The organism is Streptomyces sp. NPDC088194 (assembly GCF_040702025.1).
GTDB lineage: Bacteria > Actinomycetota > Actinomycetes > Streptomycetales > Streptomycetaceae > Actinacidiphila.
On record NZ_JBFBIV010000021.1, the window covers coordinates 1 to 17,204 of the forward strand.

The following is a 17,204-nucleotide window of genomic DNA, read 5'->3' on the forward strand; positions in this document are numbered from 1 at the left end:
GGGGACTTCGGGCGCGTAGCGGTGGCGGGGGACCGTACGGAACGCGGCCTCCACCAGCGGCGTACGCACGCACCCGTCGGCGACGATCGAGTCGAGCGGACCCGCGCCGCCGTGAACCACTGAGCCGGGCCCGGTCCGGGCCCGGTGGCGGGTTCGGTCAGCCCGCCAGGATGGCCCGCGCCAGCCGCGCGGTCTCGGACGGCGTCTTGCCGACCTTGACGCCCGCGGCCTCCAGGGCCTCCTTCTTCGCCTGCGCGGTGCCGGAGGAGCCGGAGACGATGGCGCCGGCGTGGCCCATGGTCTTGCCCTCGGGCGCAGTGAAGCCCGCGACGTAGCCGACGACCGGCTTCGTCACGTTCTTCTCGATGTAGGCCGCGGCCCGCTCCTCGGCGTCGCCGCCGATCTCGCCGATCATCACGATCAGGTCGGTGTCGGGGTCGGCCTCGAACGCGGCGAGCGCGTCGATGTGCGTGGTGCCGATGATCGGGTCGCCGCCGATGCCGACCGCGGACGAGAAGCCGATGTCACGCAGCTCGTACATCATCTGGTAGGTCAGCGTGCCCGACTTGGAGACCAGGCCGATCCGGCCCGGCTTGGTGATGTCGCCGGGGATGATGCCCGCGTTCGACTGGCCGGGGGTGATCAGGCCGGGGCAGTTCGGGCCGATGATCCGGGTCTTGTTGCCCTTCGACTGGGCGAGCGCCCAGAAGGCGGCGGTGTCGTGGACGGCGACGCCCTCGGTGATCACGACCGCGAGCGGGATCTCGGCCTCGATCGCCTCGACGACCGCGCTCTTGGTGAACTTCTCCGGTACGAAGATCACGGTGACGTCCGCGCCGGTGGCCTCCATGGCCTCCTTGACGGAGCCGAAGACCGGGACGTCGCCCTGCTCGAAGGTGACGGTGGTGCCGGCCTTGCGCGGGTTGACGCCGCCGACGATGTTGGTGCCGTCGCCCAGCATCAGGGTGGTGTGCTTCATGCCGGTGGCGCCGGTCATGCCCTGGACGATGACCTTGCTGTCCTTGGTCAGGAAGATAGCCATGGTGTCTTGAGTCCTCTTCCCTTACTTCGCAGCCAGCTCGGCGGCCTTGTCGGCCGCGCCGTCCATCGTGTCGACGCGCTGCACCAGCGGGTGGTTGGCGTCCGAGAGGATCTTGCGACCCAGCTCCGCGTTGTTGCCGTCCAGACGGACCACCAGCGGCTTGGTGACCTCCTCGCCCTTGGAGGCGAGCAGCGCCAGGGCCTGCACGATGCCGTTGGCGACCTCGTCGCAGGCGGTGATGCCGCCGAAGACGTTGACGAAGACGGACTTGACGTCCGGGTCGCCCAGGATGATCTCCAGGCCGTTCGCCATCACCTCGGCGGAGGCGCCGCCGCCGATGTCGAGGAAGTTGGCGGGCTTCACGCCGCCGTGCGCCTCACCGGCGTAGGCGACGACGTCCAGGGTGGACATGACCAGGCCCGCGCCGTTGCCGATGATGCCGACCTGGCCTTCGAGCTTGACGTAGTTCAGGCCCTTGGCCTTGGCGGCGGCCTCCAGCGGGTTGGCCGCGGCCTTGTCCTCCAGCGCCTCGTGCTCGGGCTGCCGGAAGGCGGCGTTCTCGTCGAGCGAGACCTTGCCGTCGAGCGCGACGATCTTGCCCTCGCCGGTCTTCACCAGCGGGTTGACCTCGACCAGCAGGGCGTCTTCCTTGACGAAGACGGTCCACAGCTGCTGGAGCACGTCCGCGACCTGGTCGGCGATCTCGGCCGGGAACTTCGCGGCGGCCACGATCTCGGCGGCCTTCTCCGGGGTCACGCCCTCCAGCGCGTCCACCGGGACCTTCGCGAGCGCGTCGGGGTTCTCCTCGGCGACGACCTCGATCTCGACGCCGCCCTCGACGGAGGCCATCGCGAGGAAGGTCCGGTTGGTGCGGTCCAGCAGGAAGGAGACGTAGTACTCCTCCTTGATGTCCGCGGTCTGGGCGAGCATGACCTTGTGGACCGTGTGGCCCTTGATGTCCATGCCGAGGATCGCGTCGGCCTTCGCCACCGCGTCGGCCGGGTCCGCGGCGAGCTTCACACCGCCGGCCTTGCCGCGGCCGCCCACCTTGACTTGTGCCTTGACGACCGCCCGGCCGCCCAGCCGCTCCGCCACCTCGCGCGCCGCCTCAGGCGTGTCGATGACTTCACCGGCCAGCACCGGTACACCGTGCTTGGCGAAGAGGTCCCTCGCCTGGTACTCGAACAGGTCCACGCGCGTCCGTCTCCCTTATGGTCTTCTGGATTCCTCGGGCGGAGGCCCGGAATTCAGCGTCTCGCAGGCGGCTGCCGCCGGAAGTACAGCGCCGCCTGATCGGCTGGGCGTGCCGCTACGGGCAAGGCGACTGTGCGCAGTCACAAGGGAAGCGCACACGGTGACCGAGTACGCGGCATGTCCGTCTTGCAGGTTATCGCCGTGGGCCGTGACGTCCTAAATCGTGCCTCACATGGAGGCGGTGAGAACGGTCACAGCCTCCTGCGGAGTGGCCCCGCCGCACGGAAGGGGGTGCCCCGGGGGTCAGGCTTCCGGTATGGGGAGGGGACGTTTCTCGATCGCGGCGGCCATGACCTCGGGAAAGAGATCGGGAGTGCAGGCGAAGGCCGGGGCGCCCAGGGCGGCGAGCGCGGCGGCGTGCTCCCGGTCGTATGCCGGTGCGCCCTCGTCGGACAGCGCGAGCAGCGCCACGAACTGCACACCGGACGCCTTCATCGCCGCGACCCGCCGGAGCATCTCGTCACGGATACCGCCCTCGTAGAGGTCGCTGATCAGCACCACGACGGTCTCGGCCGGCCGGGTGATCAGCGACTGGCAGTACGCCAGCGCGCGGTTGATGTCGGTGCCGCCGCCGAGCTGGGTGCCGAAGAGGACGTCCACCGGGTCGTCGAGCGCGTCGGTGAGGTCGACCACGGCCGTGTCGAAGACCACGAGCTTGGTGTCGATGGACCGCATGGACGCGAGCACGGCGCCGAAGACGGAGGCGAAGACGACGGACGCGGCCATCGAGCCGGACTGGTCGATGCACAGCACGACGTCCTTCTTCACCGCCTGGTCCGCGCGGCCGTAGCCGACCAGCCGCTCGGGCACGACGGTGCCGTGCTCGGGCAGGTAGTGCCTGAGGTTGGCCCGGATGGTGCGGTCCCAGTCGATGTCGCGGTGGCGCGGCCGGTAGGTCTTCGCCGAACGGTCCAGCGCGCCGGTCAGCGTCGCCCGGGTCCTGGTCGCGAGCCGCTTCTCCAGGTCAGCCACCACCTTGCGCACCACCGCCCGGGCGGTCTCCTTGGTGGTCTCCGGCATCGCCCGGTTCAGCGACAGCAGGGTGCCCACCAGGTGGACGTCCGCCTCGACCGCCTCCAGCATCTCCGGCTCCAGCAGCAGCGCGGACAGGCCGAGCCGGTCGATCGCGTCGCGCTGCATCACCGAGACGACGGAACTGGGGAAGTAGGTCCGGATGTCACCCAGCCAGCGGGCCACCCGGGGCGCCGAACCACCCAGGCCGGCCGACCGCTCCGCTCCCCCGCTCTCCCCCTGGCCGGACCTGCCGCCGCCGTAGAGCGCGCCGAGCGTACGGTCCATCGCCGCGTCCCGGCCGCTCAGCTCGCAACCGGTCCCCTCGGCCGCGCCGCCACCGAGGACGAGCCGCCAGCGCCGCAGCCGCTCGTCGGCATCGGCGGCGTACGGAGGGCGGGAAGCGGTGTCGATGCCGGTGCCGGGTGCGGTGCCGGGTCCGGTCGGGTGTGGTGTGTGCGTCACGCGTGCGCTCCCCCTCGGTCGTCCGGCTCCGCCGGGTCCTGGTCGTCCTCCAGTTCGGCCGGGCCGGTGGTCCCGGCGCGACCGAGCAGCAGCCGTACGGTCCTGGCCGCGGTGTTCGCGCGGGCCCGGTCCAGATCGGGGCCGAAGCCGGGCAGCCCCGCCTCCCCGGTGCCGCCCGCCGCGGCCCGCGGCCGGTGTACGGCGGCCGGTCCGCGCCGCACCAACTCGCCGACCGAGCGCCGCACTCCGGGTTCGAACTCCGCGAACGTCCGCCGAAGCAGCGGGAGTACGTCCGTGAACGCGTCCTGCGGCACCCTGGCCAGCCAGCCGTCCACCAGGCCGAGCAGCCGTTCGTCGTGCAGGAGGAGCATCCCGCCGCCGGCGAGGAAGCCCTCGACCCAGCCGGCCGCCTCCGCGGGGCCGGTGCCCGGCGAGAGGGCGAGGCCCATCAGCCTGGCCGCCTCGGCCGCGTCCAGCCGGCCCTCGTCCAGCAGCAGCCGGGCGGCGGCGCCGCGCAGCAGCCCCGGCACCGCGCCGTCCCGCTCGGCGAGCGCCCGCAGCATCCCGGCCCACCGGTCCCGCAGGCCGCCGGTGGAAGGGGGCGCCGGTCCGGGTTCGGGGGCGGGCCCGGGCTCGGCCTTCTCCGCAGGCTCGGGTACATGCCCGGATTTTGGCTCAGTTCCACGCTCGGGTCCGTGTTCGGATTCGGCTTCGGGCAGCAGGGCGATCGCACGGTGGACCTCGTCCATGTGGGCGCGCAGTGCGGCGGCGCCGTCCTGGTCGAGGTTGACGCAGGCCGGCGGGAAGCCGATCCGGACCCGCTCGGCGAGCCCGGCCGCGACCCGGGCGAGGGCCGCGGAGTCGGTGCCGCGGACGTCTCCGTACCGGACCGCGCGGACCAGTGCGGGCAGCGCCGCCGCGAGGTGGGCGACGTCCGCGTCCAGCGCGGCGCGGTCGGCGAGCACCCGCATCACCGTCGGCAAGGCGTCGGACAGCCCGGCCAGCAGGCACAGTTCGGCGGTCGAGGTGACGTCGGCGAGTGTCGCCCCGGCGACCGCCACCTCCTGGGCGCGGGTGCCGGCCGCGGCCCGTACCGTGGTGCCCCAGATCCCGGCCTCGGCGACACGGATCGCCAACTCCGGTTCCCAGCGCAGCTTCCAGGTCTCCCGGAAGGTGCCCTTGCCGCCTCGCCCGGTGCCCGGCTCGCCCCAGTCGATGCCCAGCAGCCGCAGCCGGTGCAGGAGCCGGCTGCGGTCGGCGTCGGTCTCCTTGCGCAGGTCGAGGTCGAGTTCGCGCTCCAGGGCCTCCGGCTTCAGCCGCAACCGGCGCTGCTCGCGGGCGAGATCGCGGGCGAGCGGCACCGCGGGGGCGTCCGGCGGGACCTCGCCGAGCACGTCGCCGACCACGAGGCGGTCCCGGATCAGCGCGAGCGGCACCTCCGAGCCGTCGCACATCACCGCCCGCACCGCGTCGACCGTCTCGCCGAGTCCGGCCAGCGGGCGGCCGCGCATCGCCGCGAGCGTGTCGGCCAGCCGCACCGACTCGATGACATGGGCCGAGGAGACCGGCAGGTCCTCCGCACGCAGCAGCCCGGCGACCTTCGTCATCCACCGGGTGACCGGGCGGTCCGGCGCGGTGAACAGGTGCTGGTACCAGCCCGGCGAGTCGATCCCCGCGCCGTATCCACCCGCCCGGGCGAGCCTGCGGTGGGTCCAGGGCACCCAGGTCGTCTCGACCTTGGCCTTCGGCAGGCCCTTGAGCAACTGCCGGTCGGCGGTGGCCGGGACGGGCGCGGCGAGCGCCGGGACGTGCCAGGCGCCGCACACCACGGCGGTGCGCGGGTACGCCCGGCGGGCCTCCCGAAGCCGCAGCCGCATGTGCGCCTCGCGCAGCGGGTCGCGCGGGTCGCCGCCGTCGCCGTAGGTCGCCCGGATCGCGGCCATCGCCTCGGCCACGGCGGCGAACGGCGCGAGCGGGTCGGTGTCGTCCGCGCCGCCGCCCCGGTGCTCGACCGCGTCCTCCCACCAGCGCTCCGGGTCGTCGTACCCCGCGGTCTCGGCGAGCACGGCCAGCGGGTCGATCCGTACGGCCGCGGCGTCGGAGCCGTAATCGGAGCTGGAATCAGGGCCGGAATCGGGCGCGGCTTCGGAACCGGAACCGGAATCGGGTGCGGGATCGGCTTCGGGTGCGGGATCGGCGGGGGTGTCCTCGGCCGGGTCGGCCGCGCGCAGGGCCAGGGTGTGCGCGGCCGGGAGGTCGATGAACCGTACGGCGGCGCCCGCCTCGGCCGCCCACCGCATCGCCACCCATTCGGGGGAGAACTCGGCGAACGGCCAGAACGCGGCGCGCGCCGGATCGTCGGCCACATGGGCGAGCAGCGCGACCGGGGGCTGCATCGCCGGGTCCGCGGCCAGCGCGGTCAACGCGTCGGCCTCCGGCGGTCCCTCGATCAGCACGGCCTCCGGGCGGTACGCGTCCAGCGCGGCACGCACCGCCCGCGCCGAACCGGGTCCGTGGTGCCGCACCCCCAGCAGCAGTACGTCGTCCGCGCCGCGGGCGGCCCGGACGCGCCGGGCCGCGGGCAGTCGCGACGGGGACGGACCGGTGACCGCGCCGGCCACGACGTCGGGTGCGGGTGCGGCATCCGGCGCGGCGGACTCGACAGAGGCCGCGGCTGCGGCCATGACGGCGGCCGACCGCACCGCGACCGCCTCACCGCCGGGGGCGGTCATGCGGACACCTCGCGGCAGGCCCGGTAGAAGTCCTTCCAGCCGTCGCGCCCGCGGACCACCGTTTCGAGGTACTCCTGCCAGACCAGCCGGTCCGCGGCCGGGTCGCGGACGACCGCGCCGAGGATTCCGGCGGCGATGTCGCTCGCGCGCAGCACCCCGTCGCCGAAGTGCGCGGCGAGCGCGAGCCCACCGGTGACGACGGAGATCGCCTCGGCCGTGGAGAGCGTCCCGGAGGGCGACTTGACCTTGGTGCGGCCGTCCTCGGTGACGCCGCCGCGCAGTTCGCGGAAGACGGTGACCACGCGGCGGATCTCGTCGGCGCCGCGCGGGGCGGCGGGCAGGTCGAGGCCGCGGCCGAGCTGGTCCACCCGGCGGGAGACGATGTCCACCTCCTCCTCCGCGGTGGCGGGCAGCGGCAGCACCACGGTGTTGAACCTGCGGCGCAGGGCGCTCGACAGTTCGTTGACCCCGCGGTCGCGGTCGTTGGCGGTCGCGATCATGTTGAAGCCGCGCACGGCCTGGGTCTCGGTGCCCAACTCCGGTATCGGCAGGGTCTTCTCGGAGAGGATGGTGATGAGGGTGTCCTGCACGTCGGCCGGGATGCGGGTCAGCTCCTCGATCCGGGCGATCCGGCCCTCGGCCATCGCGCGCATCACCGGGCTGTGCACGAGGGCGTCGGGCGTGGGGCCGTGGGTGAGCAGCTGTGCGTAGTTCCACCCGTAGCGGATCGCCTCTTCCGGGGTGCCCGCGGTGCCCTGGACCAGGAGGGTGGAGTCGCCGCTGATCGCGGCGGCGAGGTGTTCGGAGACCCAGGTCTTCGCGGTGCCGGGCACGCCGAGCAGCAGCAGCGCGCGGTCGGTGGCGAGGGTGGTGACGGCGACCTCCACGATGCGGCGTGGGCCGACGTACTTCGAGGTGATCGCGGTGCCGTCCGGGAGGGTGCCGCCGAGCAGGTATGTGGCGACCGCCCACGGGGACAGTTTCCAGCGGGCCGGGCGGGTGCGGTCGTCGGCGGCGGCGAGCGCGGCGAGTTCTCCCGCGAAGGTGTCCTCCGCGTGCGGCCGCAGGGCCTGCTCGAAGCCGGGCGCGGCACTGCCGTCAGGACCGGCCTGAGCGGTGCCGGAGCCGCCGCCGGGCGCGACCGGCTCGGGACCGGCGGTGGTGCTGCTGGTTTCGGACATGAGCGACACGGTTCTCCCCCACTCGCTTGCGCGGGACCCTTCGGCCCCGTGCTCGTTCGGTGTGGTCTCCACGATGCACCCGACCACTGACAATCGGTCACCCAGCGCTATTTCCGCAGGTCATGACGATTGTCAGTGGCGGGTTCTACGGTCTGTGACATGGAGACGGAAACGCGGTGGACGGTGGATCAGGTGCTCGCGCTCGCGCCTGACGCCGCATCACGGAAGGCCGGCGCGAAGCTCGCCACGCCCGCGCCGTGGTCCGGCACGGGGACGGCGGGCACGGCGGTGTGGGGGCTGTGCAAGGGCAGCGGCAGCAAGCCGTACCAGACGGCGGTGGACACCCGCGGGCCCGCGTACCGGTGCAGTTGCCCGAGCCGGAAGTTCCCGTGCAAGCACGCGCTGGCGCTGCTGTTGCTGTGGGCCGGCGGCGCGGACGGGCCGATGGCGACGGCCGGCGCGGCGGGCTCGGAGCCGGAGTGGGTGGAGCAGTGGGTGGCCGCGCGGCGTAAGAAGGAGGAGGCCGATGCCGCCGGCGCCGGTGCGCCGCGTGCGTCCGGGCCCGCGGACCCGGAGGCGGCCAGGCGGCGGGCCGACCGGCGGGCGGTCCGGGTCGAGGGCGGCGCCGCCGAGTTGGAGCAGCGGCTCGCCGATCTGCTGCGCGGCGGGCTGGCCGGGGCCGACCGCGCCGGGCACCGCTCGTTCGACGAGACGGCGGCCCGGATGGTGGACGCCCAGGCGCCCGGACTGGCCACGCGGGTGCGGGAGTTGGGCGCGATACCGGCGTCGGGCGGTGACTGGCCGTCCCGCATGCTGGAGGAGACCGCGCTGCTGCACCTGCTCGCCCGCGGGTTCCTCGGCCGCGAGGGCCTGCCGGGTCCGCTGGTGGACACCGTGCGGGCGCGGGTCGGATTCACCGTGGACAGCGCCGAGTTGCTCGCGGGGCCGACCGTGCGGGGGCACTGGCTGGTCCTCGCCCAGTACGACACCACCGAGGATCTGACGACCCGCCGGATCTGGCTGCGTGACAGCGCGGCCGGGCGGTTCGCCCTCGTACTGTCCTTCGGAGCCGCCGGCCGCGCGCCCCAACTCGCCCTGCCGGTCGGCGTCATGATCGAGGCCGACCTCGCCTACCACCCGTCGGCGGTCCCGCTCCGTGCGGTTCTCGGCTCGCACGGGACCACCACCACTCCCCCGGCGGCCGTCCCGCCCGGCACCCCGATCGGCCCGGCGCTCGACGCGTACGGTGCCGCCCTCGCCGACGACCCCTGGCTGGACGCCTGGCCGGTCCTGCTCAGCGACGTCGTCCCCATACCCGGGCCCGACCGCTGGCAACTCGCCGACGCGGCGGGCACCGACGCCATCCCGCTCAACGGCCCCGCGCCCTGGCGCCTGGCCGCCCTGTCCGGCGGACACCCGCTCACCCTCTTCGCCGAACTCACCCCCACCGGGGCGAAGCCGCTCACCGCGTGGTCCCCGTCCTCGCCCACGCCCACCCCCGTCCTGCCCTGACCGCCGCCGCGCGCCCGCCGCGCGACCGAGGAGGAGACCCGGCAGACCCGGGAGACCGAAGAGACCGCAGCACCGGCCCTGTTGAGACGCAAGCAGTGGACAGGAAGGGGAACCCGATGGGTGGGACATGGGAGGACCTGGTGGGCAGCGCGCTGCTGGGCACGGAGCGGCGCCGGCCCACGGGGGTCGTGGGGGACGCGGAGGAAGCGGCCGTCGGGTTGCTGGACGCCGCCGCGGTGGGCGTGGTGCGGCGCCGGGCCGGGCTGCGGCCGGGGGTCGCCGGGCAGCGGCCGAAGACGGTGGCGCCGGACCCGCGCCCGGAGCTGCCCGACGCGGCCCGGCGCCGGCTGGAGATGATGCTGACCGAGACCGGCCGCAGCCGGCAGGGCACAGCGCCCAACCTGCTGGAACTGCTGCCGCAGTGGCTGGCGACGGCCCGCGTCCGCGGCTTCGCCGCACCCCCCGCGCTGCTGCCCGCGCTCCTGGACATCGCCCGGGCCCGCACGGACCTGCGCGCGGACGCCCTGGCGTTCGCGGGCCCGCGGGCGCTGTGGCTGGCGGAGCTGAACCCGGAGTGGAAGTTCGCGCTGCGGGCGGGCGGCGGCGCGGTGGGTGCGGCGTCAGCGGCCGGCGACGAGGCGGCACGGCAACGGCTCTGGGATGAGGGCCTGTTCGCCGAGCGGGTCGCCCTGCTGACCCGGCTGCGCCAGACCGACGCGGCGGGCGCGCTGGCCCTGCTCGTCTCCACCTGGCGCAGCGAACGCGCCGAGGACCGGCTGATGTTCATGGACGCGCTGCGTACCGGCCTGTCTCCGTCGGACGAACCGTTCCTGGAGTCCTCGTTGGCGGACCGCAGCCGCAACGTACGTGCCACGGCGGCCGAGTTGCTCTCCGCGCTGCCCGCTTCCGCGCTGGCCGGGCGGATGGCGGCCCGCGCCCGTAGCTGCGTGTCGCTCGGCCCCGACGGCATCACCGTCGAGGCGCCGTACGAGTGCGACGCGGCCATGGAGCGGGACGGGGTGGCCGCGAAGCCGCCCAACGGAAGGGGCGAACGCTCCTGGTGGCTGGGCCAGTTGGTGGACGCCGCCCCGCTGTCGACCTGGCCGGCGCGGTTCGGCGGGCGCACCCCGGAGCAGATCGTCGCCCTCCCGGTGCTGGACGACTGGCAGCCCGACCTGCACGCGGCCTGGTGCCGAGCGGCCGTACGCCAACGCGACGCCGCCTGGGCCCGCGCCCTGCTCGGCGCCCCGTCCGCGCGGGGCGGTCCGGTGGCGGCGATCGGCGACCCCGCGAAGCTGCTGGCGATCCTCCCGGTGGACGAACGGGCCGGCTGGGTCGCGGAGTTCGTCGCCGCCCACGGTCTGTCCGAGGCGTTCCAGATGCTCGGGGTGTGCGCGGTGCCGTGGAGCGGGCCGCTCGGCGGCGCGGTGGTAGACGCGCTCGACATCGCCCGGGACGGCGGGAGTTACCCGTGGAGCTTCAGCGGGGTGATGGGCCTCGCGGAACGCTGCCTCGACCCCGCCGCGGCCGAGCAGGTCGCCCTCCTCAGCGCCGCCGCCGAGGAGGCCCCCAACGGCTCCCCCGGCGCATCCGCCTACTGGTCGGAGGCGTTCCAGCGGCTGACCACCACGTTGCGCCTGCGCGCGCTGATGGCCGAGGAGTTGGGGGCGGCCTGACGTGCCCAGGGGTGCCAGAGCGAGGCGCCCCGGAGGGTCCCCGTCAGGCGGCCTGCCCGATATTCGCCTTGACCCACGCCACGACCTCGCCCGTGGACGTGCCGGGGGTGAAGATCGCGGCGACGCCCAGCTCCGTGAGCGGGGGGATGTCGGCCTCGGGGATGATGCCGCCGCCGAAGACCTTGATGTCGGCGGCGTCGCGCTCGCGGAGCAGCTCGACCACCTTGGCGAAGAGCGTCATGTGGGCGCCGGAGAGGATGGAGAGCCCGATCGCGTCGGCGTCCTCCTGGATCGCGGTGTCCACCACCTGCTCGGGCGTCTGGTGCAGCCCGGTGTAGATGACCTCCATGCCGGCGTCGCGGAGCGCACGCGCGATCACCTTGGCTCCGCGGTCGTGGCCGTCGAGCCCCGGCTTGGCGACCACCACGCGGATCGGTCCGGACACTCCCATAACTGCCTCCATGATCATGGGATGCGGCACACCGGGTGCGGTGGCGCAGAGTGAGCGAGCTGTACCGCGTAAACGAACGTTAGCGCCCACGCGCCGCACCCGACAGTTTTACGTGGGGCGGGGAGGGGGAAATCACACAGTGGGACACATTCACCAAAGGGTCGGGGCTGCCCACGGCGGCCGGCGCGGGACACGCCGGGAGCCGCGGGGACGCCCGGCTCGTTCCTTCGAGAGCCGCAGCCAGGACGCCGCATCACCGCGTATCAAGCCGCAGGGCGCGGCGGTGCGGCATCCGCTCCGGCTCCCGCTGAGGGCACCCGGGGTCGACGACGACCCCGCGGCGCCGCGACGGGAGGTGGGCCATGGCAGCCCAGTCCTCGGAAAGCGAGCCGGAGCCGGGGCCGACACCGGAGGAGCCCCCCGGCGACAGCCACTGGAACCGCATCCCCGGTCACGCGCTGTGGACCAGTTCACTGTGGAGCGGGCACAGCGCCGAGCTGGCCAAGGTCGCCGCCATCGACCTCGCCCTCTTCGCCGGGCACCTGCTGCTGTATCCGACCGGAATACTGCCCGAGCGCATCCCCACGCCACCGCGCCCGCCGGACGACCAGGACGGCCCTGACGGCTCCGGCAGCTCCGGCAGCTCCGGCAGCTCCGGGGCCTCCCGCGCACGGCGCGCCCGCGGCGCCACGCCGCTCCCCGCCGAGAGCCGCACCGAGCGCCGCGCCGAGGGCCCCTCCGAGGGCCCCTCCGAAGGCCGCGACCAGCCCCCGGTCCTGCTCCTGCACGGCTTCGTCGACAACCGCTCGGCCTTCACCCTGCTGCGCCGCTCGCTGCTGCGGCACGGCTGGACCCGCGTCCAGGCGCTGAACTACTCCCCGCTGACCGGCGACATCCGCACCGCCGCCGCGATGCTCGGCCCGCACATCGAGCGGGTCTGCGCCGAGTCCGGGCACGCGCAGGTGGACATCGTCGGGCACAGCCTGGGCGGCCTGGTCGCCCGCTACTACGTCCAGTGCCTGGGCGGTGACGCCCGGGTGCGCAACCTGGTCACCATGGGCACCCCGCACTCCGGCACCCGCGCGGTGCCCGCGCTCGCACCGCACCCGCTGGCCCGCCAGATGCGGCCGGGTTCGCCGGTGCTGGCGGAGCTGGCGGGCCCCGCCCCGGGCTGCCGGACCCGGTTCGTGGCCTTCTGGAGCGACCTCGACGAGTTCATGATCCCCGCCGAGTCGGCGCGCCTCGAACACCCGGACCTTTCCACCGCGAACATCAAGGTGCGCGGGATCGGTCACCTCGCCCTCCCCGTGCACGGCTCGGTGGCCGCCGAAATCAGGCAGGCACTGTCCGGTCCGGGGCCGCTGCCCGACGCGATCGACGCCGCATAACGGACACATAACGGTCGAATATCAACCGAACACCGGGCAAGGCGGGCGCCAGGTCCGGCCAGAAGATTGTCCGCAGCCGGTACGGAGGGCTACAGTCGCCGCTAATTCTCCTGCTGCCTAGGCGAAAGAGAAGCTGGCGGTGAACCAACGTCACCCGTCGGAGTACGCCTCCGACCACGACGCCCACGCGTACGACGCCTACTCCTCGGGTTCCTACCCGACCGTCGGCACCACCTACGCGGACGACACGACCGGCAGCTACAGCTACGCCCAGATCCCGCAGCAGGCCGCCGCCCCGTACGACCAGCAGTACGCCTACGGCTACGACCAGGGTGCGGCCCAGCAGCCGCAGCCCGGCTACGACCCGAACGGGTACGACACCGGCACGTACGCCGTCGGCGGTTACGACACGGGCAGTTACGACACCGGCGGCTTCTCCACGTACGACCCGTACGCCGCGACCAGCACCACGACCGGCACCGGTACGACGTACTACGACACCGGCACGTACGACACGACCGCCTGGCAGACCACCCAGCAGCCGGCCCACCCGCAGCAGCAGGAGTGGGAGTCCGGCGCCTACCCGGCCTACGGGTACGGCTACGGGTACGACAGCAGCGGCGACACCGGCGTCTACGAGCAGGTGTCCGCGCCGTTCGCGACCTCCGAGGCGTACGAAGCGCCCGCCGGCTACTCCGCCACCGCGTACGGGTCCGGCTACCAGCCGGCCGCGGAACCGGGCTCTGCCACGGCCACGATGGCGACCGTGTCGCCCGTCGCGCCCGAGACGGCGCCCGACGACACCGCGCTGCTCGGCGAGGAGTTCGCGCTCGGCACGCCCGACGACGACGAACCCGTACGGCACGACTTCACCGACGACGAGGTGCCCACCGCGCGCAGCCGCCGCCGAAAGCCGGCCAAGCGCTCGGCGCTGCTGACCGTCGGGGTGCCGTCAGTGGCCGTGATGGGCGTGGCGGCGGTCGGTGCGGCGGCGTTCGGCGGGGTCGGAGTCGCCCGGGACACCTCGAGGACGACGACCGACGAGGCCGCGGGCAAGGCTCCGACCACCCAGCTCGACCGGCAGCTGTCCGGAGTGAGCCGGGACGCCGACGACTTCGCCAGCCGCGCCAGCCGCTCCCAGGAGCGGGTCGACCTCAAGGACCGGCAGGCCGCGGCGAAGAAGGCCGCGGAGGCGGCGGCGGCCCGCAAGGAGGCGCTGCGGCCGAAGTTCGTGCTGCCGGTGAAGCAGAAGGGGCTGAGCGCGTACTTCGGGCAGTCCGGCGAGCACTGGATGGCGCTGCACACCGGGATCGACTTCCCGGTGCAGGTCGGCACCCCGGTGATGGCCGTGACCGACGGCACCGTGCGCACCCAGTGGAACAGTTCCTACGGCAACATGGCGATCGTCACCGCGCCCGACGGCACGGAGACCTGGTACTGCCACCTGAGCAGCACGAAGATCCGCTCCGGCACGGTCAAGGCCGGGACGGTCATCGCCTATTCGGGCAACACCGGCAACACCACCGGGCCGCACCTCCACCTTGAGGTCCGCCCGCACGGCGGCACCCCCATCGACCCCCTCCCCTGGCTTCTCTCCCACGGGCTGGACCCGAGGTAGTCCCGGTTCCACGGGTCGAGGGACCTTGCGCTGAGCGGGTGGCTTGCCGCGCCGTTCTCCCCCCAGAGCTTGGCCTGGATGCGGGTGCCCCCGGCGGAGCCAGGGGGAGTGCCCCCGCGCGCTCCTGAGCAAGTGCGGCTCCTCCCGCGCCAGGCACGGAGGGAGCCCCCTCACCTTCGCTAGAGCTTTTCCACCGGCGCGTAGCGCAGCAGCAACTGCTTGGGCCGCTCGTCCCCGAAGTCGATCGTCGCCTTCTCGTCACCGGGGCGCCCGGTGACCGCGACCACGGTGCCGAGCCCGAACTGGTCGTGGGTGACGCGATCTCCCACGCTCAGCGAGATCACCGGCCGGTCCCCGACGGAGCGCTTCGTGGCGAACCCGCCGGTGCCGGAGCGCCCGCGGGCGCCGATGGAGGACGCGACGGACGCGGCCGCCTTGGACCCGGCGCCACCGCCGGAGGACTGCCCGGTCCGCTTCCACTCTATGAGCGCCTCGGGGATCTCCTCCAGGAAGCGGGAGGGCGGGTTGTAGGAGGGCTGGCCCCAGGCGCTGCGCATCATCGACCGGGTGACGTAGAGCCGTTGGCGGGCGCGGGTGATGCCGACGTAGGCCAGCCGGCGCTCCTCCTCCAGCTCCTTGGCCTGGCCGAGGGCGCGCATGTGCGGGAAGACGCCGTCCTCCATGCCGGTGAGGAACACCACCGGGAACTCCAGGCCCTTCGCGGTGTGCAGCGTCATCAGGGTGATCACGCCGCCGGTGTCCTCCTCGCCCTCGGGCGAGTCGGGGATCTGGTCGGAGTCGGCGACCAGGGCGACGCGTTCCAGGAACTCGGCGAGCGATCCGGTCTCCTCGCCCTCCCGCTCCTGCTCGAACTCCAGCGCGACGGCGGCGAGTTCCTGGAGGTTCTCGACCCGGGTCTCGTCCTGCGGGTCGGTGGACGCCTGCAACTCGGCCAGGTAGCCGGTGCGTTCCAGCACCGCCTCCAGGACGACGGCCGGGCCCGCGCCGGACTCCACGACGGTGCGCAGCTCGTCCATGAGGGTGTTGAAGCGCTTGACCGCGTTGGCCGAGCGCGCCGCCATGCCGTACGCCTCGTCGACCCGCCGCAGGGCCTGCGGGAAGGAGATCCGCTCGCGCCGGCCGAGCGCGTCGATCATCGCCTCGGCGCGCTCGCCGATGCCGCGCTTGGGCACGTTGAGGATGCGGCGCAGCGGCACGGCGTCCTCGGGATTGGCGAGGACGCGCAGGTAGGCGAGGACGTCGCGGACCTCGCGGCGCTCGTAGAAGCGGACGCCGCCGACGACCTTGTAGGGCAGGCCGACCCGGATGAAGATCTCTTCGAAGACACGGGACTGGGCGTTGGTGCGGTAGAAGACCGCGACGTCGCCGGGGCGGGCGTCGCCGGCGTCGGTGAGCCGGTCGATCTCCTCGGCGACGTACTGCGCCTCGTCGTGCTCCTGGTCGGCGACGTAGCCGGTGATGACGGGGCCCTCGCCGGACTCCGTCCACAGGTTCTTGGCGCGGCGGCCGGCGTTGCGCTCGATGACGGCGTTGGCGGCGTTGAGGATGTTCTGGGTGGAGCGGTAGTTCTGCTCCAGCAGGATGGTGCGGGCCTGCGGGTAGTCCTCCTCGAACTGGAGGATGTTGCGGATCGTCGCGCCGCGGAAGGCGTAGATCGACTGGTCGGCGTCGCCGACGACGCAGAGTTCGGCGGCCTCGTCGCCGGTGCCGACGAGCTCGCGGACCAGGGTGTACTGGGCGTGGTTGGTGTCCTGGTACTCGTCGACCAGGACGTGCCGGAAGCGCCGCCGGTAGTGCTCGGCGACGTCGGGGAACGCCTGGAGCAGGTTGACCGTGGTCATGATGATGTCGTCGAAGTCCAGCGCGTTGGCGTCGCGCAGCCGGGCCTGGTACATCGCGTACGCCTCGGCGAGCTTCCGCTCGAACGGGTTCTCCGCCTTGGCGGCGAACGTCTCGTGGTCGACCAGCTCGTTCTTGAGGTTGGAGACCTGGGCGCTGAACGACTTCGGCGGGAACTGCTTGGGGTCGAGGTCCAGGTCGCGGCAGACCAGGGCCATCAGCCGGCGCGCGTCGGTGGCGTCGTAGATCGAGAACGACGAGGTGAAGCCGAGCGTCTTGGACTCGCGGCGCAGGATGCGCACGCAGGCGCTGTGGAAGGTGGACACCCACATGGCGTTGGCGCGCGGCCCGACCAGTTCCTCGACGCGCTCCTTCATCTCGCCCGCGGCCTTGTTGGTGAAGGTGATGGCGAGGATCGCGCCCGGGTGGACGCCGCGGGCGCCGAGCAGGTGGGCGATGCGGTGGGTGAGCACGCGGGTCTTGCCGGAGCCGGCGCCGGCGACGATGAGCAGCGGCCCGCCGTGGTGCTCGACGGCGGCGCGCTGCTGCTCGTTGAGCCCCACGAGGAGCTGCGCGGGGTCGAGCACGGGACGCGCCGCGCCGTTGCGGTAGTGCGCGTCGTGCGCGGGCGGACTGTCGTACCGCCCCTGGAACAGGTCGTGCGGGACGTCCTCGCCACCGGGGCCGTCCTCCGGCGGCGGGGGCTGCTCGCCGTCGGAAGGCCCGTGGGCCGCGTCCATACCGGCCAGGAAGTTGTCGTCAAAGAGGCTGCTCATCGCCTCCCGAGTCTAGGCGCCCGCACCGACAGTCCACCGCCGTCCGCCGAAGTCCACGCGCTCGGCGCCCGGGCCTGCCGGAAAGCGGCCTCCCGGGTAGCCCGATTACCACGCTGCGTGACGGCCGCGCCGCTTCGGCAAAAGATTACGAAAAGGTATCGGGCCTATCGGACATCGCCCTTCCCAGGCGCGCCGGGCGTTGGCTAGCGTGCCGCACCAGCCGGAACCGGCAGCGTCC

The 17,204-nt window shown here is 73.4% G+C and carries 11 protein-coding genes; 4 read left to right on the forward strand and 7 right to left on the reverse strand.

The annotated features are described in order from the left end of the window. Window positions 1-157 precede the first annotated feature (157 nt). The 5 genes from sucD to AB0399_RS13865 form a co-directional block, all read right to left on the reverse strand. Window positions 158-1,042 (reverse strand): succinate--CoA ligase subunit alpha, encoded by an 885-nt coding sequence (sucD, locus tag AB0399_RS13845; protein WP_329365645.1) that lies wholly within the window; start codon window positions 1,040-1,042, stop codon window positions 158-160. Window positions 1,043-1,063: 21 nt separating this feature from the next. Next, window positions 1,064-2,236: an ADP-forming succinate--CoA ligase subunit beta gene (gene sucC, locus AB0399_RS13850; RefSeq protein ID WP_329365648.1), complete on the reverse strand. Its 1,173-nt coding sequence runs from the start codon at window positions 2,234-2,236 to the stop codon at window positions 1,064-1,066. Between the two features lie 303 nt (window positions 2,237-2,539). After that, window positions 2,540-3,721: a VWA domain-containing protein gene (locus AB0399_RS13855; RefSeq protein WP_366411467.1), complete on the reverse strand. Its 1,182-nt coding sequence runs from the start codon at window positions 3,719-3,721 to the stop codon at window positions 2,540-2,542. Between the two features lie 47 nt (window positions 3,722-3,768). Next, window positions 3,769-6,309 carry a DUF5682 family protein gene (locus AB0399_RS13860; RefSeq protein ID WP_366411468.1) on the reverse strand — a complete coding sequence of 847 codons (2,541 nt, stop codon included), beginning with the start codon at window positions 6,307-6,309 and terminating at the stop codon, window positions 3,769-3,771. A 191-nt stretch (window positions 6,310-6,500) separates the two neighbouring features. Beyond that, a complete protein-coding gene (locus AB0399_RS13865; protein WP_366411426.1) occupies window positions 6,501-7,685 on the reverse strand; it encodes an AAA family ATPase in 1,185 nt (394 codons plus the stop codon). 159 nt (window positions 7,686-7,844) lie between these two features. On the opposite strand from AB0399_RS13865, the gene AB0399_RS13870 reads away from it, so the two are divergent. Then, on the forward strand, window positions 7,845-9,197 hold the full coding sequence (locus tag AB0399_RS13870; protein WP_366411427.1) for an SWIM zinc finger family protein: 1,353 nt from the start codon (window positions 7,845-7,847) through the stop codon (window positions 9,195-9,197). Between the two features lie 116 nt (window positions 9,198-9,313). Next, window positions 9,314-10,873 carry a DUF5691 domain-containing protein gene (locus AB0399_RS13875; protein ID WP_366411428.1) on the forward strand — a complete coding sequence of 520 codons (1,560 nt, stop codon included), beginning with the start codon at window positions 9,314-9,316 and terminating at the stop codon, window positions 10,871-10,873. Between the two features lie 43 nt (window positions 10,874-10,916). Here the strand turns inward: AB0399_RS13875 and AB0399_RS13880 are convergent, their stop codons facing one another. Continuing rightward, window positions 10,917-11,324: a cobalamin B12-binding domain-containing protein gene (locus AB0399_RS13880; protein WP_328468237.1), complete on the reverse strand. Its 408-nt coding sequence runs from the start codon at window positions 11,322-11,324 to the stop codon at window positions 10,917-10,919. Window positions 11,325-11,686: 362 nt separating this feature from the next. Here AB0399_RS13880 and AB0399_RS13885 point away from each other — a divergent pair, with 362 nt between their 5' ends. Both AB0399_RS13885 and AB0399_RS13890 read left to right on the forward strand, forming a co-directional pair. After that, a complete protein-coding gene (locus tag AB0399_RS13885; protein ID WP_366411429.1) occupies window positions 11,687-12,712 on the forward strand; it encodes an alpha/beta fold hydrolase in 1,026 nt (341 codons plus the stop codon). Between the two features lie 139 nt (window positions 12,713-12,851). Further along, the gene (locus tag AB0399_RS13890; RefSeq protein ID WP_366411430.1) at window positions 12,852-14,330 is read left to right on the forward strand and encodes a M23 family metallopeptidase; all 1,479 of its coding nucleotides are present in this window, start codon (window positions 12,852-12,854) and stop codon (window positions 14,328-14,330) included. A 179-nt stretch (window positions 14,331-14,509) separates the two neighbouring features. Here AB0399_RS13890 and pcrA read toward each other — a convergent pair whose 3' ends face one another. Continuing rightward, the gene (gene pcrA / locus AB0399_RS13895; RefSeq protein WP_329365663.1) at window positions 14,510-16,966 is read right to left on the reverse strand and encodes a DNA helicase PcrA; all 2,457 of its coding nucleotides are present in this window, start codon (window positions 16,964-16,966) and stop codon (window positions 14,510-14,512) included. Window positions 16,967-17,204: the final 238 nt, after the last annotated feature.